The sequence below is a fragment of the Kosakonia quasisacchari genome, from assembly GCF_004331415.1.
Taxonomy (GTDB): Bacteria; Pseudomonadota; Gammaproteobacteria; order Enterobacterales; family Enterobacteriaceae; genus Kosakonia; species Kosakonia quasisacchari.
Genome location: NZ_SJOP01000005.1, coordinates 30,684 through 51,422, shown reverse-complemented (window position 1 = coordinate 51,422; position 20,739 = coordinate 30,684). Strand labels below are relative to the sequence as shown.

Here is a 20,739-nt window from a genome sequence, read left to right as displayed (position 1 = left end):
CCCTTTTATAAGTTGGCAACCATGCAGGAAAACAACGCGCTTCCCGATACCACCTTTCAACTTACCGATGTCACCTTTCGTGTGCCCGGTCGTACGCTGCTGCACCCGCTGTCGCTGACCTTTCCGGTAGGCAAAGTCACCGGCTTGATTGGTCACAACGGCTCCGGTAAATCCACGCTGCTGAAAATGCTTGGCCGCCACCAGCCGCCCTCGGATGGGGACATTCTGCTTGATGGGCAACCGCTCGCTAGCTGGAACAGCAAGGCTTTTGCCCGCAAGGTGGCCTATTTGCCGCAGCAGTTGCCGCAGGCGGAAGGGATGACGGTACGTGAACTGGTGGCGATTGGTCGTTACCCGTGGCACGGGGCGTTGGGGCGCTTTGGCATTGCCGACAGAGAGAAAGTGGAAGAAGCGATTGCGCTGGTGGGCTTAAAACCGCTGGCGCACCGCCTGGTGGATAGCCTCTCCGGCGGCGAACGCCAGCGCGCGTGGATCGCCATGCTGGTGGCGCAAGATAGCCGCTGCCTGCTGCTGGATGAACCCACCTCGGCGCTGGACATCGCGCATCAGGTGGATGTGCTGGCGCTGGTGCACCGGTTGAGCCAGCAGCGCGGGCTGACGGTGATTGCCGTGCTGCACGACATTAATATGGCGGCGCGGTATTGCGATTATCTGGTGGCGCTGCGCGGTGGTGAAATGATCGCCGAAGGTACGCCGGAAGTATTAATGCGCGCCGAAACGCTGGAACACATTTACGGCATCCCGATGGGAATATTGCCGCATCCTGCGGGGGCTGCACCGGTGAGTTTTGTCTACTAATGGCTGGATTACATCACATTAGCCGTCGTCGCTTACTGACGGCGATGGCGCTCTCCCCCCTTTTGTGGAACATGCGCAGCGCGCAAGCCGCGGCTATCGATCCGACGCGTATTGTCGCGCTGGAGTGGTTGCCGGTTGAGTTGCTGCTGGCGCTCGGCGTCGCGCCTTATGGCGTTGCGGATGTGCAGAGTTACAACTTGTGGGTCAACGAGCCTGCGCTGCCTGCTTCGGTGATTGACGTTGGGCTGCGTACCGAGCCGAACCTCGAATTGCTGACGCAAATGAAACCCTCCTGGCTGGTGTGGTCGGCAGGATACGGTCCTTCCGAAGAGAAGCTGGCGAAAATCGCGCCGGGTCGCGGCTTCACCTTTAGTGACGGTAAAAAACCGCTGACGATGGCGAAGCACTCGCTAAATGAGATGGCGCAGATCCTGAATCTGGAAACAGCGGCGAAAAAACATCTCGACGCCTTTGATGCATTAATCGAAGAACGAAAACCGCATTTTGCCCGTCGCGGCGATCGCCCTTTGTTGATGATCACGCTGCTCGATCCGCGCCATGTGCTGGCGTTCGGACCGAACTGCCTGTTCCAGGAAGTGCTCGATAGCGTGGGTATTCGCAACGCCTGGCATGGCGAAACCTCTTTCTGGGGCAGCGTGGCGGTGGGTATCGACCGGCTGGCAGAATACAAAGATGTTGATGTGATCTGTTTTGATCACGGTAACGAACAGGATATGCAAAAAATGATGGCGACACCGTTGTGGCAGGCGATGCCCTTCGTGCGCGCCGGGCGTTTCCAGCGGGTGCCGGCGGTCTGGTTTTATGGCGCGACGCTGTCGGCGATGCATTTTACCCGCGTGCTGGATAATGCGCTGGGAGGCCGGTCATGAACCGACGTGTTTCGCCTTTCCCTGCGTTGCTGCTGACGGTGCTGTTTATCATTGCCGCCGTACTTACGTGGAACAATTTAACTATCGCTTTGCCGCGCGCGCAGTGGGCGCAGGCCTTCGTCGCGCCGGACATCAACTTTATCGATCAGATGTTGTTCCACTACAGTTTGTTGCCGCGTCTGGTGATTTCTCTGCTGGTCGGCGCCGGGCTTGGTCTGGTCGGTGTGCTGTTTCAGCAGGTGCTGCGTAACCCGCTTGCCGAACCGACAACGCTGGGTGTGGCAACCGGGGCGCAACTGGGCATTACCATTACCACTCTGTGGGCGATTCCCGGTGTGATGGCGTCACAGTTTGCCGCGCTTGCCGGGGCATGTGTGGTTGGTGCTCTGGTGTTTGGCGTGGCCTGGGGAAAGCGTTTATCGCCGGTAACGCTGATCCTCGCCGGTCTGGTGGTGAGCCTCTATTGCGGAGCGATTAACCAACTGCTGGCGCTGTTCCATCACGATCAACTGCAAAGCATGTTTTTATGGAGCACCGGGACGCTGACGCAAACCGACTGGAGCATCGTGCAGCGACTGTGGCCGCAGTTGCTTGGCTGTGCGGTGTTAACGCTACTGCTGTTGCGCCCGCTGACGCTGATGGGGCTTGATGACGGCGTTGCGCGCAATCTTGGCCTGGCGCTGTCGCTGGCTCGCCTGGCGGCGCTGACGCTGGCAATTGCGCTAAGTGCGTTGCTGGTCAATGCGGTTGGCATTATCGGCTTTATCGGTCTGTTTGCGCCGCTGCTGGCGAAAATGCTGGGTGCGCGTCGCTTGTTGTCACGCTTGCTGCTGGCGCCGTTGATTGGTGCGTTGATCCTCTGGCTCTCCGATCAAGTTATCTGGTGGCTGACGCGAGTGTGGATGGAAGTCTCTACCGGTTCGATCACCGCGCTGATTGGTGCGCCGCTGTTGCTGTGGCTGCTGCCACGGCTGCGCAGCATGAGCGCCCCGGCAATGGACGGCGGGGATAAGGTGGTCGCTGAGCGCCAGCAGGTACAGTGGTTTGCGCTGGGCGGTTTAGTACTTCTGTTGCTGGCGATGTGGCTGGCGCTGACGTTCGGGCGTGATGCGACAGGCTGGCATTTTGCCCGCGGTCAGTTGCTTGAGGAATTGATGCCGTGGCGCTGGCCGCGCATTGTCGCTGCGCTTACCGCTGGCGTGATGCTGGCGGTGGCGGGCTGTATTATTCAGCGCCTGACCGGCAATCCGATGGCCAGCCCGGAAGTGTTGGGGATAAGCTCAGGCGCGGCGTTTGGCGTGGTATTGATGCTGTTTTTCGTACCGGGTAACGCGTTTGGCTGGCTGATGCCCGCCGGGAGTGTGGGTGCCGCGGTGACGTTGCTGATTATTATGGTTGCCGCCGGGCGTGGCGGGTTTTCTCCGCACCGAATGCTGCTGGCAGGGATGGCGCTGAGCACCGCGTTTACCATGTTGCTGATGATGCTGCAGGCAAGCGGTGACCCGCGCATGGCGAAGATCCTGACGTGGATTTCTGGCAGCACTTACAACGCGTCCGGCGATCAGGTTTTGCAGACTGGCGTGATGATGGTGATTTTGTTGGCGCTGACACCGCTGTGTCGCCGCTGGTTAATGATCTTACCGCTCGGTGGGGATACCGCGCGCTCGGTCGGGATGGCGTTGACACCTTCGCGCGTCGGCCTGTTGTTACTGGCTGCGGCACTAACGGCAACGGCGACAATGACCATTGGCCCGCTCAGTTTTGTTGGTCTGATGGCACCGCATATCACGCGGATGATGGGTTTTCGTCGCACGATGCCGCATATCGTGATTTCGGCGCTGGTGGGGGGATTACTGCTGGTGTTTGCCGACTGGTGCGGGCGGATGCTGCTGTTTCCGTTTCAGATCCCGGCCGGGTTGCTGTCGACCTTTATCGGCGCGCCGTACTTTATCTATTTGCTGAGAAAGCAGAGCCGCTAAAAGAGCGCCTCTCCCTTGGTGGGAGAGGCCTTGTCGTTACAATTTGGCGAACACGCGACGCGCAGCGTCGATGGTGTTGTCAATGTCCTCTTCACTGTGCGCGACAGACATAAAGCCCGCTTCAAATGCCGACGGCGCCAGATACACGCCTTCTTCGAGCATCAAATGGAAGAAGCGTTTAAAGCGTTCTACGTCGCACTTCACCACGTCTTGATAGCGGGTCACGCTATCGGCATCGGTAAAGAACAGACCAAACATCCCACCAACGTGGTTAACCACCAGCGGAATGCCCGTTTCCTGTGCGGCGTCCAGCAGGCCATTTGCCAGCTGTGTGGTCAGCTCAGTCAGTGTGGAGTGAATGCCCGGCTGGGCAACTTCGGTTAAACAGGCATAGCCTGCCGCCATGGCAATCGGGTTACCGGAGAGCGTACCCGCCTGATAGACCGGGCCGGTGGGTGCCAGCGCTTCCATTACATCGCGACGTCCACCAAATGCGCCGACGGGCATGCCACCACCGATGATTTTGCCAAGGCAAGTCAGATCGGGTTCTACGTCATAGTAAGATTGGGCACCCGCCAGCGCGACGCGGAAACCTGTCATCACTTCATCAATAATCAGCAGTGCGCCGAATTCATCGCACAGCGCGCGCAAGCCCGGCAGGAATTCCGGCAGCGGCGGCACACAGTTCATATTTCCGGCGACCGGTTCGACGATGATACAGGCGATATCCTGCGGATATTGCTCAAACGCCGCGCGTACCGAACTCAGATCGTTATACGTGCAGGTGAGGGTGTGTTTGGCGAAATCAGCCGGCACGCCCGGTGAGTTCGGCTGGCCCAGCGTCAGCGCACCGGAACCGGCTTTCACCAGCAGGCAGTCGGCGTGGCCGTGGTAGCAACCTTCGAATTTGATGATTTTATCGCGTCCGGTAAACCCGCGCGCCAGACGAATGGCGCTCATCGTCGCTTCGGTACCGGAGTTCACCATGCGCACCATATCCATGGTTGGCACCAGTTCGGTGACCAGTTCCGCCATTTTCACTTCCATCTCGGTGGGCGCACCAAAGCTCAGGCCGCGGCTGGCCGCTTCGATCACCGCGTTGCGAATCGCCGGGTGGTTGTGACCGAGCACCATGGGTCCCCAGGATCCGACGTAATCGATATAGGCTTTGCCGTCGACATCATACAAATAAGCACCGTCAGCACGCTCGATAAACAGCGGCGTACCGCCCACGCCGGTAAAGGCGCGCACCGGTGAGTTCACACCGCCCGGGATAAGCTCACGCGCTGCGTTATAGAGGTTTTCAGACTTACTCATGCTTTTCATTCCTGGTTCGTGGAAAAATCAATGCTGGCCATTCTATGTGATTACGGGAATGTTATGAAAGTTTTGCCCCGGTGAAACGACATATTTTGCAGGGATTTTGCCCGCGACGCGGCGGCGCTTGCCGGGTAAAATGCCCCTTTTGTATTACTTATCGAAAATCAATGTCAGCGCAAACTCCTTCATTTGAACAACAGCAGGTTGAGCAACGGCGACGTCGAAACATCATGCGCCAGATGCTGCAACGCGATAAAACGCCGCTGGCGATTTTGCTGGTTGCCGCCGTAGCGGGCGCAGCCACAGGGTTGGTGGGCGTATTTTTTGAAAAAGCCGTGAACGCGGTGTTGAACGCACGCATTGGCGCGCTGGCACAAATGGCGGACAGTGCGCTGGTGGCGAGTCTTACCGGTTAAGTTTTTCGGCGGGATGGGAACGCTTGGCGCGGGAATGGTGCTGGGTCGGGAAGGGCCAACCGTGCAGATCGGCGGCAATATCGGGCGCATGATGGGCGACCTGTTTCGCCTGCGCAGCGGTGAAGCGCGTCATACATTACTGGCGACCGGCGCGGCAGCCGGGCTTTCCGCCGCATTTAACGCACCGCTGGCTGGCATTCTTTTTATTATTGAAGAGATGCGTTCGCAGTTTCATTACAACCTGATCTCGATTAAAGCCGTGTTCACCGGCGTGATTATGTCGAGCATTGTCTTTCGCGTGTTTAACGGCGAAGCGGCGGTGATCGACGTGGGTAAGCTCAGCAATGCGCCGGTGAATACGCTGTGGCTTTATCTGCTGCTGGGCATGATTTTTGGCGCGATCGGGCCGCTGTTTAACACGCTGGTGTTGCGCACTCAGGATCTGTTTCAGCGTATCCACGGCGGGCATACCGGGAAATGGGTGCTGATTGGCGGTGTCATCGGCGGTTGCTGCGGCGTTCTTGGCTTGGTTGCGCCTGCGCTTTCCGGCGGGGGTTTTGCACTTATCCCCATTGCAACAGCCGGAAATTATACCGTCGGCGCACTGCTGTTTATTTTCCTCATTCGTGTGGCAACCACGTTGCTCTGTTTTAGCTCGGGGGCGCCTGGCGGCATTTTTGCGCCGATGCTGGCGCTTGGCACGGTATTAGGCATGGCATTTGGCAGCGCGAGCGCAGCGATTTTTCCGCATTATCAGCTTGATGCCGGGACATTTGCCATTGCCGGGATGGGCGCGTTATTAGCCGCATCTCTGCGTGCGCCGTTGACCGGGATCGTGCTAGTTCTGGAAATGACTGACAATTATCAGCTTATTTTGCCAATGATCATTACCTGTCTTGGTGCGACACTCTTAGCACAGTTTTTGGGTGGAAAACCGCTCTATTCCGCGATTCTGGCACGTACGCTTGCCAGGCAGGATGCGGCTCGCGAAAGTGAGTTGCCGCGGGAGAATACTTGAACGATTTAGTAGCGTATTGGATAATAGCTGAAAAGGTCGGGTTACTATTTAACCAGATCGCAGTATCAACGGGAGCAAGACATGAGTGATGACGTAGCGTTGCCGCTGCAGTTTACCGACGCAGCAGCCAACAAAGTAAAAAACCTGATTGCGGACGAAGATAACCCAAATCTGAAGCTGCGTGTCTACATCACCGGTGGTGGTTGCAGCGGCTTCCAGTATGGTTTTACCTTTGACGATCAAATCAACGATGGTGATATGACCATTGAGAAGCAAGGCGTTGGCCTGGTAGTTGACCCGATGAGCCTGCAATATCTGGTCGGTGGTTCAGTCGATTACACCGAAGGTCTGGAAGGTTCCCGCTTTGTGGTGACTAACCCGAATGCGACCAGCACCTGTGGTTGCGGCTCTTCATTCAGTATTTAATGCTCCTTCATGCATAAAAAGCCGTGTCAGCGACACGGCTTTTTGTTATCTGCCTGATTCATCCAGCGCAAAAGTGGGAAGCTTCAGGTGCCAGCGAATCGCCGCCAGCCTGATAACTAGCGTGACCACCATGCCCAGCATACTTGCTGTTTCCAGCGGCACGGCAAATAAGTAATACGCTGTCGCATGCACGATCCCTCCCGCAATACAGGCGGTGGCGTAAATCTCTGTACGCAGGATCATCGGCACTTCACGCGCCAGCACATCACGAATGATACCACCGCCGACACCGGTGACCACGCCCATACAAATCGCCACCAGCGGGCCGGTTTCGGCAAGAAACGCTTTATTAACACCAATACCGACAAACACCGCCAGCCCGACGGCATCCAGTACCGGTAATATCCATTTCGGCAAGCGGCGCGGCTGGCGCACCAGCACAATGGTCAACATGCAGGTCACCATTGCCACGACTAAATCCGTCGGATCTTTAACCCAGAATACCGGGCCGTGTGCCAGCGCCATATCACGAATCGTCCCGCCGCCAACGGCAGTAACGACGCCGAGCACCAGCACACCAAACGGATCCATTCGCAGTTTTCCCGCCAGCAGAACGCCTGAAATAGCAAATACGGCGGTGCCGATAATATCCAGCCAGTAAACCAGCATGGTGAATTCCCCGGTTATTTCACCTGCGCAAGGGCAGTGCAGAGTTGTTGAGCGGCGAGGATAATACGCGGGCTTGCCCGTTCAAACCAGTCACCGTGCAGAGAAATAATCGGTACATTGAGCTGGTTTCGCCAGAACTGTTCGATTCGCGGGATCTCTTTTTCATCACCTGTCACTACAATCGCCTGCGGCTGGCGCGCCAGCACTTGTTCACGGCTCACTTGTGGCCACGGTACGCGGCTGGCGGCAAAGATATTTTCCCCGCCGCACAGCTCCAGAACCTGGTTTTGAATCGAGCCTTTTCCGCTGGTGAAGAGCGGTTGCGCACCAAATTGCAGGAACACGCGTTTTTTCGGCAGGCTGGCATATTGAGTTCTCAACGCGTTGTACTGGGAAAGCAGCTTTTGCGCCGCCTGTTCCGCCCGCTGAGGGTGCGGGCTGTACGCTTTGAGCTTACGCAACGTGTCAATGACTTGTTCAATGGTGATCGCATCTACCCACATCACGGTGATGCCAAATTGCTTGAGCTGGTTCACCTGGCGTTCGGTGTTACCACCGCGCCATGCCAGCACCAGATCCGGTTTCAGCGCGACAATACGTTCGAGATTCATCCCTTGCCAGCTTGCCACCTGTTCAATCTGCGCGGCTTGTGGCGGGTAATCGGAATAGCTGCTGACGCCGACAGGTGTAATGCCCGCCGCGAAAAGCAGTTCGGTATTGGCTGGCGAAAGTGAGATAACACGCGGCGCGGCGAAAAGCCACGCCGGAAGCAGAATAAGCAGGGCGGCAAGCGCCCTGAAAAGAGAGTTAGCCACGCGCCAGTTTCTGTACCAGGGTTTCAACCATCAGGCTGGATTGCTTCGCAGCCACCACCAGAAATTCGTCAAAGCTCAGGTGGGATTCCTGGTCCGCCACGTCGGAAATGGCGCGGACAACCACAAACGGTACGCCGTAGTTATGGCAAACATGCGCGATGGCGGTCGCTTCCATTTCGACGGCGATCGCCTGCGGGAAGTTATGGCGGATTTTTGCCAGACCGTCGGCACCGTTAATAAATGCATCGCCGCTTACGATCAAGCCGCGTACTGCGTGCAGGTTCAGCTCGCCAATGCAGGCTTCGGCTGCGGCAATCAGTTTGTCGTCCGCTTTGAAACCCGCCGGGCAACCGGGTAATTGGCCAATATCATAGCCAAAAGCGGTCACGTCAGCATCGTGATAACGCGCTTCGTCGGAAACCACGATATCGCCCACTTTCAGCGTGGCGGCAAGGCCACCGGCAGAACCCGTGTTGATAATCACATCCGGCTGGCAGCGCTCCAGCAGCAGCGTCGCGCCCATGGCGGCAGCCACTTTACCAATGCCGGATTTCAGCAGCGCAACGTCTGTACCATTCAGCGTACCGGTGTAGATTTCGCTCCCGCCGACGTTCAGCGTCTGACGGTTCTCGATTTTGTCACGCAGCAGCGTAACTTCTTCTTCCATTGCACCAATAATGCCAATTTTCATGGAGATACTCGCTAATGTGATAAGACAGGATTACGTTTTCAGGGCATAGTCTATCATGGCATACACAATTGCATGATATCCCGTGACGCTCAGCACCGGAGAGGAAATGGCAGAGATCGACTTTCGCAACAAGATAAACTGGCGCCGCCGCTACCGTTCGCCGCAGGGTGTAAAAACCGAACGTGAAATTTTGCGCATCTTTGAAAGCGATCGTGGGCGCATTATTAACTCTGCCGCCATCCGACGTTTGCAGCAAAAAACGCAGGTTTTCCCCCTGGAGCGTAACGCGGCTGTGCGCACGCGGTTGACGCATTCGCTGGAAGTTCAGCAAGTGGGGCGTTATATCGCCAAAGAGATTTTGAGCCGCCTGAAAGAGCAGCGTTTGCTGGAAACCTACGGTCTGGATGAATTGACCGGTCCGTTCGAAAGCATCGTTGAGATGGCTTGCCTGATGCATGATATTGGCAACCCGCCGTTTGGCCATTTCGGCGAAGCAGCAATCAATGACTGGTTTCGCCAGCGCCTGGCGCCAGATGACGCAGTGAGCCAGCCGCTGTCGGATGATCGCTGCGAAGTGATGGCGCTTAAACTGCGTGAAGGCGAAGACACACTGAATGCGTTACGCAGGAAAGTGCGCCATGATTTAAGCCATTTCGAAGGTAATGCACAGGGTATTCGCATGGTACATACGTTAATGCGTATGAACCTGACCTGGGCGCAGGTCGGCTGTATTTTAAAATATACGCGCCCGGCGTGGTGGATTGGTGAACCGCCGGCATCACACAGCTATTTAATGAAAAAACCAGGTTACTATTTCTCTGAAGAAGCCTATGTAGAACGGCTGCGTAAAGAATTAAACCTCGATACATACAGTCGCTTTCCGCTAACGTGGATAATGGAAGCCGCGGATGATATTTCTTATTGCGTGGCGGATTTAGAAGATGCGGTAGAAAAACGTATTTTCAGCGCGGAACAACTGTATCAGCATCTTTATGATGCCTGGGGGCAGCATGAAAAAGGATCGTTGTTTGCTCAGGTTGTCGAAAATGCATGGGAGAAATCACGCGCTAATTCGATGAGCCGCAGCGCGGAAGATCAATTCTTCATGTACCTGCGCGTCAACACGCTGAATAAACTGGTGCCGTATGCGGCGCAGCGTTTTATTGAGAATTTGCCGCAGATTTTCAGCGGCGAATTCAATCATGCGTTGCTGGAAGATGAAAGTGGTTTTAGTCAGCTACTTGAATTATATAAAAATGTCGCCATAAAACAGGTGTTCAGCCATCCTGATGTTGAGCAACTGGAATTACAAGGTTATCGCGTCATCAGTGGATTGCTGGATATTTACAGTCCGTTGTTGCATTTATCTACGGCGGATTTTGCCGAGCTGGTGGAAAAAGAGCGTTTGCGTCGTTTCCCAATTGAATCGCGCCTGTTTCAAAAACTTTCGACGCGCCACCGGCTAGCTTATGTTGAGGCGGTGAGCAAATTATCGCCCGACGCGGCAGAGTACCCGGTGCTGGAGTATTATCACCGTTGTCGATTAATTCAGGATTATATCAGCGGGATGACGGATTTATATTCATGGGATGAATATCGTCGTTTGATGGCGGTGGAATAACACCGATGAATTGTAAAGAACGACAATAATTTTTTACTTTTTCCAGACACTTAATGCCTGAACTTCACGCTATAAATCGACTCTGAGTGACACATACACAGCAGTTTGCGTTAATCGGTAAAGAGTGAGAGACATGAAAAAAACCACGTTAGCAATGAGTGCACTGGCTTTGAGTTTAAGTTTAGCGCTGTCTCCTCTGTCGGCTATGGCAGCGGAAACAGCATCGTCTACAGCCACCACATCGCAACAAATGCCAAGCCTCGCGCCGATGCTGGAAAAAGTGATGCCGTCGGTCGTGAGTATTAATGTTGAAGGCAGCACCACGGTGAACACACCGCGTATGCCGCGCAATTTCCAGCAGTTCTTTGGTGATAATTCGCCGTTCTGCCAGGATGGTTCTCCGTTCCAGAGCTCGCCGTTCTGTCAGGGCGGCGGCGCACAGGGCGGGCAGGGCGATAGCCAGCAGCAGAAATTTATGGCGCTGGGTTCCGGCGTGATCATTGATGCAGCGAAAGGTTATGTGGTCACCAACAACCACGTGGTCGATAACGCCAACACCATCAAAGTGCAATTGAGTGACGGGCGTAAATTTGATGCCAAAGTCGTGGGTAAAGACCCGCGTTCCGACATTGCGCTGATTCAAATTCAGGATCCGAAAAACCTGACCGCGATTAAACTGGCGGATTCCGATGCGCTGCGCGTGGGGGATTACACCGTGGCGATTGGTAACCCGTTTGGCCTCGGTGAAACGGTGACTTCCGGGATTGTCTCCGCGCTGGGTCGCAGCGGCCTGAATGCGGAAAACTACGAAAACTTTATCCAGACGGATGCAGCGATCAACCGCGGTAACTCCGGCGGCGCGCTGGTGAACCTGAATGGCGAGCTGATCGGTATTAACACTGCGATCCTCGCACCGGATGGCGGCAACATCGGTATCGGTTTTGCGATTCCAAGTAACATGGTGAAAAACCTCACCGGCCAGATGGTCGAGTTCGGTCAGGTTCGCCGTGGTGAGCTGGGTATTATGGGGACCGAACTGAACTCTGAGCTGGCGAAAGCGATGAAAGTCGATGCACAGCGCGGGGCGTTTGTCAGCCAGGTGATGCCGAATTCTGCTGCCGCGAAAGCCGGTGTGAAAGCAGGGGATGTGATTACCTCTCTGAACGGCAAACCGATTAGCAGCTTTGCAGCGCTGCGTGCGGAAGTGGGCTCAATGCCGATCGGCAGCAAAGTCGCGCTCGGCCTGCTGCGCGATGGCAAACCGGTGAATATTACGATCGAGTTGCAACAGAGCAGCCAGAACCAGGTTGACTCCAGCACCATCTTCAATGGTATTGAAGGTGCTGAGATGAGCAATAAAGGCAAAGATGGCGGCGTAATGGTCAATACGGTGAAAGCCAACACCCCAGCGGCGCAGATTGGCCTGAAAAAAGGCGATGTGATTGTCGGTGCGAATCAGCAACCGGTGAAAAATATCGCTGAGTTGCGCAAAATCCTCGACAGTAAACCTTCTGTACTGGCGTTGAACATTCAACGCGGCGATACCTCTATCTATCTGCTGATGCAGTAACCCGCTGTAAATCCTCTTCCCTGATCTCAGGGAAGAGGAGCTTTCCTCTGTTTTGTGAAGCCTTCCACAACTCCATACTTCTGAATGCCGCTTTGTGCATTTGCACAGTGCGTGCGCTAATTTTCTTCCCTATGCTTGGGCTCTGCACACGGGAGGGTTACATGGCTGGCTGGCATCTTGATACCAAAATGGCACAGGATATCGTGGCGCGCACGATGCGCATCATTGATACGAACATTAACGTGATGGATGCACGGGGTCGCATCATTGGTAGCGGCGACCGCGAACGAATTGGTGAATTGCACGAAGGCGCGCTACTGGTGCTCTCGCAAGGCCGCGTGGTGGATATCGACGATGCGGTTGCTCGCCATCTGCACGGTGTGCGTCAGGGCATCAACCTGCCGTTACGTCTTGAGGGGGAAATCGTGGGCGTTATTGGCCTGACGGGTGAACCGGAGACGTTGCGCAAATACGGCGAATTAGTCTGCATGACCGCCGAGATGATGCTGGAACAATCCCGCCTGATGCATCTGTTGGCGCAGGATAGCCGCCTGCGTGAAGAGTTAGTCATGAACCTGATTCAGGCGGAAGAGCACACGCCGGCATTGACCGAATGGGCGCAGCGTTTAGGCATTGATTTAAACCAGCCGCGCGTGGTGGCGGTGGTGGAAGTGGACAGCGGCCAGTTGGGCGTGGATAGTGCCATGGCCGAGTTGCAGCAACTGCAAAACGCCCTTACCACACCCGAGCGCAACAACCTGATTGCCATTGTTTCGTTGACCGAAATGGTGGTGCTGAAACCGGCGCTTAACCAGTTTGGTCGCTGGGATGCGGAAGATCACCGTAAGCGGGTGGAGCAGCTGATCACGCGTATGAAAGAGAACGGCCAGTTGCGTTTTCGCGTTTCGCTGGGCAATTACTTCACTGGTCCTGGCAGTATTGCCCGTTCTTACCGTACGGCGCGCACCACCATGATGGTGGGGAAACAGCGTATGCCGGAAAGCCGTAGCTATTTTTACCAGGATTTGATGTTGCCGGTGCTTCTCGACAGCCTGCGCGGCGGTTGGCAAGCCAATGAATTGGCGCGTCCGTTGTCGCGGTTAAAAGCGATGGATAATAACGGCCTGCTGCGTCGCACGCTGGCGGCGTGGTTTCGCCACAATGTGCAGCCGCTGGCAACGTCTAAGGCGTTGTTTATTCATCGCAATACGCTGGAGTATCGTTTGAACCGAATCTCGGAACTGACCGGGCTGGATTTGGGGAACTTCGATGACAGGCTGCTGCTGTATGTGGCGCTGCAGTTAGACGAACAGCATTAATAATAATGTTGTGCCGGGTAATTAGCCCGGCACAATGCGATTGACCCCCGCGCTTTACTTCCCGCGCGTTAGCTTTTCAAGATCGGACTCGATTTCGTTGATCTTGTTGGTAACAACGCTTTCCAGGTGACGCAGATCGTCCAGGATCTTACGTTTCAGATCCACTTCCGTGCGATCGCGCTGGCAGATTTGATCCAATTCATCAATTACATAGCGCAGGTTCGGGCTGATTTCCTGCACCTCTTTATACCCTTGACCAACGCCGTCGGCGACAACGGTTTTACGCTGACGCGGGTATTTGAATTTGACGCTCTTGGCAAAAAACTCGCCTTTATCCTTATGAAAATAGATTTTCAGAATATCGTTATTCGCTTCCTGGCGGAGGCTATAGCGGTCGATTTCATCGGGATTGGTAATGCCTAAACTTTTCAGATTATCGTACATAGCGGTACCCTTAAGCTCAACATAACCTATGAATAATTAACGAAAAAATCTATTTTTGCCACCTGTGAATGCAAAAAAGGCGGGATATATCACCCTCTTCCAGACAGGAAGAGGGACAGATTTAGTCGATGGTGCGCAGCAGTTCGTTAATACCGACTTTGCCGCGCGTTTTCGCATCCACTTTTTTCACAATTACCGCGCAATACAGGCTGTATTTGCCACCTTTAGACGGCAGGTTGCCGGAAACAACCACTGAGCCCGCCGGTACGCGGCCATAATGCACTTCGCCGGTTTCACGATCGTAAATACGCGTGCTTTGACCGATGTATACACCCATCGAGATAACAGAACCTTCTTCAACGATAACACCTTCTACCACTTCAGAGCGTGCGCCGATAAAGCAGTTATCTTCAATGATAGTCGGGTTTGCCTGTAGCGGTTCCAGAACACCGCCAATACCTACGCCACCGGAGAGGTGAACATTTTTACCGATTTGCGCACAAGAGCCGACGGTCGCCCAAGTATCTACCATAGTGCCTTCATCAACGTAGGCACCGATATTGACATAAGACGGCATCAGCACGGTATTGCGGGCGATAAACGCGCCCTGGCGCACCGCTGCTGGCGGCACGACGCGGAAACCTTCTTTCTGGAAACGCGCTGCATCGTAGTCGGCGAATTTCATCGGGACTTTATCGAAGTAGCGGCTTTCCGCACCATCGATAACTTGGTTATCGTTAATGCGGAAAGAGAGCAGAACCGCTTTCTTCAGCCACTGGTGGGTGACCCACTGACCATCGATTTTTTCTGCGACGCGAAGCGCGCCGGAATCGAGCAGGGCAATAACCTGATTCACCGCTTCACGGGTAACGGTATCGGCATTTGCCGGTGTGATCTCTGCGCGACGCTCGAAAGCGGCTTCAATAACGTTCTGTAACTGCTGCATTGTTAACTCTTTCCATCTGTGTAAAAAAATAATCACCCTTTATCGTTTGGATTGAGGGCCTCTGTCAACCGTTGTTGTACCTCCTGTTGCAGCGCATTATTAAGGCCACGCCGGTCGGCAGTCGCGATTATAAATAAATCTTCTACTCGCTCACCAATGGTTGTAATTCTCGCCCCGTGCAGCGAAATTCCCAGATCCGCAAACACTTGCCCGACGCGGGCAAGCAGCCCTGGCTGGTCAAGGGCAATCAATTCAAGAAACGATTTTCTGTCGGTATGTGTCGGCAGGAAATTCACTTCGGTATCGACGGTAAAATGGCGCAATTTTGCAGCCTGGCGGCGCGGTTGTGGTGCTTGCCAGGTGTGTTGCGTAATGGCCTGTTCCAGCCCGAAACATATTGCGTCGTGGCGATCGGCGGAGAGCGGGCTACCGTCCGGTTCCAGCACAATAAAGGTATCCATTGCCATACCGTCGCGGGTGGTAAAAATTTGCGCGTCGTGGACGCTCAGGTTGCGCCGATCCAGCTCGGCGCACACCGCCGCAAACAGATAGGGGCGATCCGGGCTCCAGATAAAGATCTCAGTGCCGCCGCGCGTAGCCTGTGGGCTGAGCAAAATCATCGGCTTGCTCAGATCATGCTGCAGCAAGTGCCGCGCATGCCAAGCGAGCTGGTTTGGGCTGTGACGAACAAAATAGTTCGCCCGACAGCGCGCCCAAATCTGATGCAACTGCTCTTCATCAATATTGTCCATGCGCAACAATGCCAGCGCCTGAAGCTGGTGATGACGCACGCGTTCGCGCATGTCCGGTGTGTTTTGCATACCGCGACGCAGCTGTTTTTCAGTTGCGAAATAGAGCTCGCGCAGCAAGCTCTGCTTCCAACTGTTCCACAGGGTTTCGTTGGTGGCACAAATATCCGCCACGGTCAGGCAGACAAGGAAGCGCAGGCGATTTTCCGTCTGCACTTCTTCGGCAAACTGTTTGATCACTTCCGGATCCTGAATATCACGGCGCTGGGCAGTGACCGACATTAACAGGTGATGGCGCACCAGCCAGGCGACCAGCTGTGTTTCGCGTGAATTAAGCCCATGTAATTCAGCGAATTTCAGCACATCCTGCGCGCCCAACACGGAGTGGTCGCCGCCACGGCCTTTGGCGATATCATGGAACAACGCCGCAATCAGGATCAGCTCCGGGTGGGTTAAACGTGGCCACAGTTCCACGCATAAAGGGTGTTTATTGCGCGTTTCTTCTTTGGCAAAACTTTCCAGCTTCAGCAACACGCGAATGGTGTGTTCATCGACGGTATAGGCGTGGAACAGGTCAAACTGCATCTGGCCGACGATGTGCGACCACTGTGGCATATAAGCCCACAATACGCTGTGGCGGTGCATCGGCAGCAGACCACGGCTGACGGCACCTGGATGGCGCAACATGCTGAGGAAAATAGAGCGAGCTTCAGCGATATAGCACAGCGGCTGCGTCAGATGGCGGCGGGCGTGGCGTAAGTGGCGCAGCGTGGTGGAGTAGATGCCGGTAATGGTGCTGTTGCGCACCATAATATAAAACATGCGCAGGATGGCCTGCGGCTCACGGATAAACAGCGTTTCGTCACGCAGGTCGATAAGCGAACCGCGCAGTTGAAATTCATCGTCAATTGGGCGCGGTTTCTCGTCGGTGGTCAGCGCCAGAATCGCTTCATCGAACAGCTGTAACAGCATCTGGTTCAACTCTCCGACACGGCGGGTGACGCGGAAAAAATCCTTCATCATATGTTCGACGGGCTGGTTGCCTTCACCGACATAATTCAGACGCTGCGCCACGCTCAATTGGCGGTCGAACAGCAGGCGATTATCGTAGCGGCTCACTTCCAGGTGCAGCGCGAAGCGGATGCGCCACAGCAGGTGCAGGCACTCGTTCAGCTCATTGCGCTCTGCTTCCGTCAGAAAGCCAAAGCCAACCATTTCATCCAGTGAGGTGGCACCAAAGTGACGGCGGGCAACCCATTGCAGGGTGTGAATATCGCGCAGACCGCCAGGGCTGCTTTTTATGTCTGGTTCCAGGTTGTAACTGGTACCGTGATAACGCTGGTGGCGCTCGTTTTGTTCCGCCACTTTTGCCGGAAAAAAGGTTTCCGACGGCCAGAAGTTGTCGCTAAAAATATGCTTTTGCAGTTCCAGAAACAGTGCAACATCGCCAATCAGCAGTCGCGACTCAATCAAATTGGTCGCGACAGTGAGATCCGATAATCCTTCCTGTAAGCACTCATCCAGCGTACGAACGCTGTGTCCTACTTCGAGTTTGACATCCCACAGCAGCGTGAGCAGTTCGCCAATCTTCTGCGCTTGCTCGTCAGAAAGTTTGGTGCGGCTGAGGATCAGTAAATCAATATCCGATAACGGATGCAGCTCACCGCGACCGTAACCGCCCACTGCAACCAGCGCGGTATCGCTGACGTCGCCAAAACCGTACTCCAGCCATAAGCGTTGCAGGAGTTGATCAATAAACTCGGTACGCGCTTCGATTAATTGTTCGGCTGAGATACCGGCGTCAAAGACATGCCCCAGCCACTGCTGGAAAGCCTCGATACGCGCTTTGATATTTGCGCACTGAAATTCGTCTTGTGACCAAACCCCTGGATATTCTGGCTGGCCGGGAAGGGTGGGTTGTACTGCGCTGACAAATTGTTCTGTAGTGATGTTGCTCATTATGGCCACCCGTCTGGAATGCATATGCATAGCAACACAACTTAAAAGAGATAATGAAAAATGAAAAGTCGTTTATATGTATGACGTAACAACGGGAAAACGGTAAAAAAAACGGCCCGCAAAGCGGACCGTTTATCGCGTTTGGCAATGTCAGAATCAGGCGGCGGTCAGTACGGCGTCGATGGTGTCATCTTTGCGCAGCGTCAGGATCTCACAGCCGGTTTCGGTAACCACAATGGTGTGCTCATACTGAGCGGACAGGCTGCGGTCTTTGGTTTTGACCGTCCAGCCATCTTTCATGGTGCGAATGCGGTAATCGCCCGCGTTAACCATCGGCTCGACAGTGAAGGTCATACCTGCCTGCAACATCACGCCGCTATCGTCTGCATCATAGTGCAGCACCTGCGGTTCTTCATGGAAGCCGCGACCAATACCGTGACCGCAATATTCACGCACCACAGAGAAGCCTTCGCCTTCAACATATTTCTGAATAGCGGCACCCAGCGTACGCAGGCGAATGCCCGGCTTGACCATGCGCAGCGCCAGGTAGAGACTCTCCTGAGTTACGCGACACAGGCGCTCACCCAGAATGGTCGGCTTACCGACGATAAACATTTTGGAGGTATCGCCGTGGTATTCGTCTTTAATTACGGTTACGTCGATGTTGACGATATCGCCATCTTTCAACAGTTTTTCGTCATCCGGAATACCGTGACACACCACTTCGTTAATAGAGATGCAAACCGATTTCGGAAAGCCGTGATAACCAAGGCAGGCGGAAATGGCATGCTGCTCTTTGACGATGTAGTCGTTGCAGATACGATCGAGTTCGCCCGTGCTGACGCCCGGCTTAATGTACGGTTCAATCATTTCCAGCACTTCGGCGGCGAGTCGGCCCGCGACGCGCATTTTTTCAATTTCTTCAGGTGTCTTAATAGAGATAGCCATGGAATGTGTCCATCAGTGTCGATTTTTTCGACTATACCAGGATTAGTGTTGTCAATGGTAACAGTCGGGCAAGCGTTGTGCCAAATTGAGAATCATTAACGGCACCCAGCGTCAACAACTATTGGTTTCCGGCGGTGTTTTATGATATAAAGCGCGCCGGACTTCCGTTCCTGTTTTGGGATGGGAGCCACAAATCTCACTTTGTGTAATAACACACACGTATCGGCACATATTCCGGGGTGCCCTTCGGGGTCGGTAATATGGGATGCGTGGAGGCTTAACCCCAACTTTTATATAGAGGTTTTAAACATGGCAACTGTTTCCATGCGCGACATGCTCAAGGCTGGTGTTCACTTTGGTCACCAGACCCGTTACTGGAACCCGAAAATGAAGCCGTTCATCTTCGGTGCGCGTAACAAAGTTCACATCATCAACCTTGAGAAAACTGTACCAATGTTCAACGAAGCGCTGGCTGAGCTGAACAAAATTGCTTCTCGTAAAGGCAAGATCCTGATCGTTGGTACTAAACGCGCTGCAAGCGAAGCGGTGAAAGACGCTGCACTGAACTGCGATCAATTCTTCGTGAACCATCGCTGGCTGGGCGGTATGCTGACTAACTGGAAAACCGTTCGTCAGTCCATCAAACGTCTGAAAGACCTGGAAACTCAGTCTCAAGACGGTACCTTCGACAAGCTGACCAAGAAAGAAGCGCTGATGCGCACTCGTGAGCTGGAGAAGCTGGAAAACAGCCTGGGCGGTATCAAAGACATGGGCGGCCTGCCGGACGCACTGTTTGTTATCGACGCTGACCACGAGCACATCGCAATCAAAGAAGCAAACAACCTGGGCATCCCGGTATTTGCTATCGTTGATACCAACTCCGATCCGGACGGCGTTGACTTCGTTATCCCGGGTAACGATGACGCAATCCGTGCTGTTAGCCTGTACCTGAATGCCGTTGCTGCTACCGTTCGTGAAGGCCGTTCTTCGGATCTGGCTACTCAGGCGGAAGAAAGCTTCGTAGAAGCTGAGTAATAAGGCACGCTCTTTGAGCCCCTTATTGAGCAGGTAGTACCGAGTTTGGTTAGGGGGCCTGTCAATGGCCCCCTTTTTCACTTTTAAGCCTGTTTGGTTGCAAACCGTGCAGGTCATATCTCTCCCGAGGAATAAAGAATGGCTGAAATTACCGCATCCCTGGTAAAAGAGCTGCGTGAACGTACTGGCGCAGGCATGATGGATTGCAAAAAAGCGCTGACTGAAGCGAACGGCGACATTGAGCTGGCAATCGAGAACATGCGTAAGTCTGGTGCGATCAAAGCGGCGAAAAAAGCAGGCAACGTTGCTGCTGACGGCGTGATCATCACCAAAATCGACGGCACCTACGGCATCATTCTGGAAGTTAACTGCCAGACTGACTTCGTGGCAAAAGACGGTGGTTTCCAGGCATTTGCGAACAAAGTTCTGGACGCAGCTGTTGCTGGCAAAATCACCGACGTTGAAGTTCTGAAAGCGCAGTTCGAAGAAGAGCGCGTTGCACTGGTTGCTAAAATCGGTGAGAACATCAACATCCGTCGCGTTTCCGCGCTGGAAGGCGACGTTCTGGGTTCTTACCAGCATGGCGCGCGTATCGGTGTTCTGGTTGCGGCTAAAGGCGCTGATGACGAGCTGGTTAAACAGCTGGCAATGCACATCGCGGCAAGCAAGCCGGAATTCGTTAAACCGGAAGACGTATCCGCTGACGTGGTAGAAAAAGAGTACCAGGTTCAGCTGGACATCGCCATGCAGTCTGGCAAACCGAAAGAAATCGCAGAGAAAATGGTTGAAGGCCGCATGAAGAAATTCACCGGCGAAGTTTCTCTGACTGGCCAGCCTTTCGTTATGGATCCGAGCAAATCTGTTGCTCAGCTGCTGAAAGAACACAACGCTGACGTAACTGGCTTCATCCGCTTCGAAGTGGGCGAAGGCATCGAGAAAGTTGAGACTGACTTCGCAGCAGAAGTTGCTGCAATGTCCAAGCAGTCTTAATCAATAAAAGGAGCCGCCTGAGGGCGGCTTCTTTTTATGCCCTTCATCTGAAAATCAGCCAGCACACTAGTGTTTGCGCTGGCAGGCGACGTATCATAAGCGCCGGTATTAACCC

At 54.4% G+C, this 20,739-nt stretch carries 17 protein-coding genes and 1 pseudogene; 10 read left to right on the top strand and 8 right to left on the bottom strand.

Features of this window, described 5'->3' with window-relative positions; all coding sequences use genetic code 11:
* Nucleotides 1-21 precede the first annotated feature (21 nt).
* The 3 genes from fhuC to fhuB are packed head-to-tail and all read left to right on the top strand — an operon-like array spanning nucleotide 22 to nucleotide 3,688.
* Nucleotides 22-819 (top strand): Fe3+-hydroxamate ABC transporter ATP-binding protein FhuC, encoded by a 798-nt coding sequence (fhuC, locus tag E0L21_RS06975; RefSeq protein ID WP_131407987.1) that lies wholly within the window; start codon nucleotides 22-24, stop codon nucleotides 817-819.
* Complete coding sequence (gene fhuD / locus E0L21_RS06970; RefSeq protein WP_131407985.1) at nucleotides 819-1,709, top strand: Fe(3+)-hydroxamate ABC transporter substrate-binding protein FhuD; 891 nt, start codon at nucleotides 819-821, stop codon at nucleotides 1,707-1,709. Before fhuC ends, fhuD begins: the two co-directional genes overlap by 1 nt.
* Nucleotides 1,706-3,688 (top strand): Fe(3+)-hydroxamate ABC transporter permease FhuB, encoded by a 1,983-nt coding sequence (gene fhuB / locus E0L21_RS06965; protein WP_131407983.1) that lies wholly within the window; start codon nucleotides 1,706-1,708, stop codon nucleotides 3,686-3,688. Before fhuD ends, fhuB begins: the two co-directional genes overlap by 4 nt.
* Before the next feature lie 36 nt (nucleotides 3,689-3,724).
* On the opposite strand, the gene hemL is transcribed toward fhuB, so the two are convergent.
* On the bottom strand, nucleotides 3,725-5,005 hold the full coding sequence (gene hemL / locus E0L21_RS06960) for a glutamate-1-semialdehyde 2,1-aminomutase (RefSeq protein WP_131407981.1): 1,281 nt from the start codon (nucleotides 5,003-5,005) through the stop codon (nucleotides 3,725-3,727).
* A gap of 170 nt (nucleotides 5,006-5,175) precedes the next feature.
* On the opposite strand from hemL, the pseudogene clcA reads away from it, so the two are divergent.
* Both clcA and erpA read left to right on the top strand, forming a co-directional pair.
* Nucleotides 5,176-6,442, top strand: a pseudogene (gene clcA, locus E0L21_RS06955) (H(+)/Cl(-) exchange transporter ClcA).
* Nucleotides 6,443-6,523: 81 nt separating this feature from the next.
* Nucleotides 6,524-6,868, top strand: coding sequence for an iron-sulfur cluster insertion protein ErpA (erpA, locus tag E0L21_RS06950; protein WP_017457984.1), 345 nt, complete (start codon nucleotides 6,524-6,526; stop codon nucleotides 6,866-6,868).
* A gap of 45 nt (nucleotides 6,869-6,913) precedes the next feature.
* On the opposite strand, the gene E0L21_RS06945 is transcribed toward erpA, so the two are convergent.
* From E0L21_RS06945 to mtnN, 3 genes are read right to left on the bottom strand one after another with little or no spacing between them, the layout of a single operon-like run.
* Nucleotides 6,914-7,537, bottom strand: a complete 624-nt coding sequence (locus E0L21_RS06945) for a TRIC cation channel family protein (protein WP_131407979.1) — start codon at nucleotides 7,535-7,537, stop codon at nucleotides 6,914-6,916.
* Between the two features lie 14 nt (nucleotides 7,538-7,551).
* A complete protein-coding gene (gene btuF / locus E0L21_RS06940; RefSeq protein WP_131407977.1) occupies nucleotides 7,552-8,352 on the bottom strand; it encodes a vitamin B12 ABC transporter substrate-binding protein BtuF in 801 nt (266 codons plus the stop codon).
* Nucleotides 8,345-9,043 carry a 5'-methylthioadenosine/S-adenosylhomocysteine nucleosidase gene (mtnN, locus tag E0L21_RS06935; RefSeq protein WP_131407975.1) on the bottom strand — a complete coding sequence of 233 codons (699 nt, stop codon included), beginning with the start codon at nucleotides 9,041-9,043 and terminating at the stop codon, nucleotides 8,345-8,347. The genes btuF and mtnN overlap by 8 nt, the downstream gene beginning before the upstream one ends.
* Nucleotides 9,044-9,149: 106 nt before the next feature.
* Here mtnN and dgt point away from each other — a divergent pair, with 106 nt between their 5' ends.
* The 3 genes from dgt (at nucleotide 9,150) to cdaR (ending at nucleotide 13,553) form a co-directional block, all read left to right on the top strand.
* The gene (gene dgt / locus E0L21_RS06930; protein WP_131407973.1) at nucleotides 9,150-10,664 is read left to right on the top strand and encodes a dGTPase; all 1,515 of its coding nucleotides are present in this window, start codon (nucleotides 9,150-9,152) and stop codon (nucleotides 10,662-10,664) included.
* A 133-nt stretch (nucleotides 10,665-10,797) separates the two neighbouring features.
* Nucleotides 10,798-12,234, top strand: coding sequence for a serine endoprotease DegP (degP, locus tag E0L21_RS06925; RefSeq protein WP_131407971.1), 1,437 nt, complete (start codon nucleotides 10,798-10,800; stop codon nucleotides 12,232-12,234).
* Between the two features lie 161 nt (nucleotides 12,235-12,395).
* The gene (gene cdaR, locus E0L21_RS06920) at nucleotides 12,396-13,553 is read left to right on the top strand and encodes a DNA-binding transcriptional regulator CdaR (protein ID WP_017457990.1); all 1,158 of its coding nucleotides are present in this window, start codon (nucleotides 12,396-12,398) and stop codon (nucleotides 13,551-13,553) included.
* Nucleotides 13,554-13,607: 54 nt separating this feature from the next.
* On the opposite strand, the gene E0L21_RS06915 is transcribed toward cdaR, so the two are convergent.
* The 4 genes from E0L21_RS06915 to map form a co-directional block, all read right to left on the bottom strand.
* Entirely contained in the window at nucleotides 13,608-13,997 is a 390-nt protein-coding gene (locus E0L21_RS06915; protein WP_017457991.1) for a DUF3461 family protein, read from the bottom strand.
* 121 nt (nucleotides 13,998-14,118) lie between these two features.
* A complete protein-coding gene (gene dapD, locus E0L21_RS06910) occupies nucleotides 14,119-14,943 on the bottom strand; it encodes a 2,3,4,5-tetrahydropyridine-2,6-dicarboxylate N-succinyltransferase (protein WP_131407969.1) in 825 nt (274 codons plus the stop codon).
* A gap of 32 nt (nucleotides 14,944-14,975) precedes the next feature.
* Nucleotides 14,976-17,651 (bottom strand): bifunctional uridylyltransferase/uridylyl-removing protein GlnD, encoded by a 2,676-nt coding sequence (gene glnD, locus E0L21_RS06905; RefSeq protein WP_131407967.1) that lies wholly within the window; start codon nucleotides 17,649-17,651, stop codon nucleotides 14,976-14,978.
* Between the two features lie 156 nt (nucleotides 17,652-17,807).
* Nucleotides 17,808-18,599: a type I methionyl aminopeptidase gene (map, locus tag E0L21_RS06900; RefSeq protein WP_131407965.1), complete on the bottom strand. Its 792-nt coding sequence runs from the start codon at nucleotides 18,597-18,599 to the stop codon at nucleotides 17,808-17,810.
* Between the two features lie 309 nt (nucleotides 18,600-18,908).
* Here map and rpsB point away from each other — a divergent pair, with 309 nt between their 5' ends.
* Together rpsB and tsf are read left to right on the top strand one after the other, a co-directional pair.
* Nucleotides 18,909-19,634, top strand: a complete 726-nt coding sequence (rpsB, locus tag E0L21_RS06895; protein WP_131407963.1) for a 30S ribosomal protein S2 — start codon at nucleotides 18,909-18,911, stop codon at nucleotides 19,632-19,634.
* Nucleotides 19,635-19,772: 138 nt separating this feature from the next.
* Entirely contained in the window at nucleotides 19,773-20,624 is an 852-nt protein-coding gene (tsf, locus tag E0L21_RS06890) for a translation elongation factor Ts (protein ID WP_131407961.1), read from the top strand.
* The last annotated feature ends 115 nt before the right edge of the window (nucleotides 20,625-20,739 follow it).

Bases quoted from the DNA above. Each gene is read 5' to 3' on its own strand.
- fhuC (WP_131407987.1), top strand. From the start codon at position 22: ATGCAGGAAAACAACGCGCTTCCCGATACCACCTTTCAACTTACCGAT.
- fhuD (WP_131407985.1), top strand. From the start codon at position 819: ATGGCTGGATTACATCACATTAGCCGTCGTCGCTTACTGACGGCGATG.
- fhuB (WP_131407983.1), top strand. From the start codon at position 1,706: ATGAACCGACGTGTTTCGCCTTTCCCTGCGTTGCTGCTGACGGTGCTG.
- hemL (WP_131407981.1), bottom strand. From the start codon at position 5,005: ATGAGTAAGTCTGAAAACCTCTATAACGCAGCGCGTGAGCTTATCCCG.
- erpA (WP_017457984.1), top strand. From the start codon at position 6,524: ATGAGTGATGACGTAGCGTTGCCGCTGCAGTTTACCGACGCAGCAGCC.
- E0L21_RS06945 (WP_131407979.1), bottom strand. From the start codon at position 7,537: ATGCTGGTTTACTGGCTGGATATTATCGGCACCGCCGTATTTGCTATT.
- mtnN (WP_131407975.1), bottom strand. From the start codon at position 9,043: ATGAAAATTGGCATTATTGGTGCAATGGAAGAAGAAGTTACGCTGCTG.
- dgt (WP_131407973.1), top strand. From the start codon at position 9,150: ATGGCAGAGATCGACTTTCGCAACAAGATAAACTGGCGCCGCCGCTAC.
- degP (WP_131407971.1), top strand. From the start codon at position 10,798: ATGAAAAAAACCACGTTAGCAATGAGTGCACTGGCTTTGAGTTTAAGT.
- cdaR (WP_017457990.1), top strand. From the start codon at position 12,396: ATGGCTGGCTGGCATCTTGATACCAAAATGGCACAGGATATCGTGGCG.
- E0L21_RS06915 (WP_017457991.1), bottom strand. From the start codon at position 13,997: ATGTACGATAATCTGAAAAGTTTAGGCATTACCAATCCCGATGAAATC.
- dapD (WP_131407969.1), bottom strand. From the start codon at position 14,943: ATGCAGCAGTTACAGAACGTTATTGAAGCCGCTTTCGAGCGTCGCGCA.
- glnD (WP_131407967.1), bottom strand. From the start codon at position 17,651: ATGAGCAACATCACTACAGAACAATTTGTCAGCGCAGTACAACCCACC.
- map (WP_131407965.1), bottom strand. From the start codon at position 18,599: ATGGCTATCTCTATTAAGACACCTGAAGAAATTGAAAAAATGCGCGTC.
- rpsB (WP_131407963.1), top strand. From the start codon at position 18,909: ATGGCAACTGTTTCCATGCGCGACATGCTCAAGGCTGGTGTTCACTTT.
- tsf (WP_131407961.1), top strand. From the start codon at position 19,773: ATGGCTGAAATTACCGCATCCCTGGTAAAAGAGCTGCGTGAACGTACT.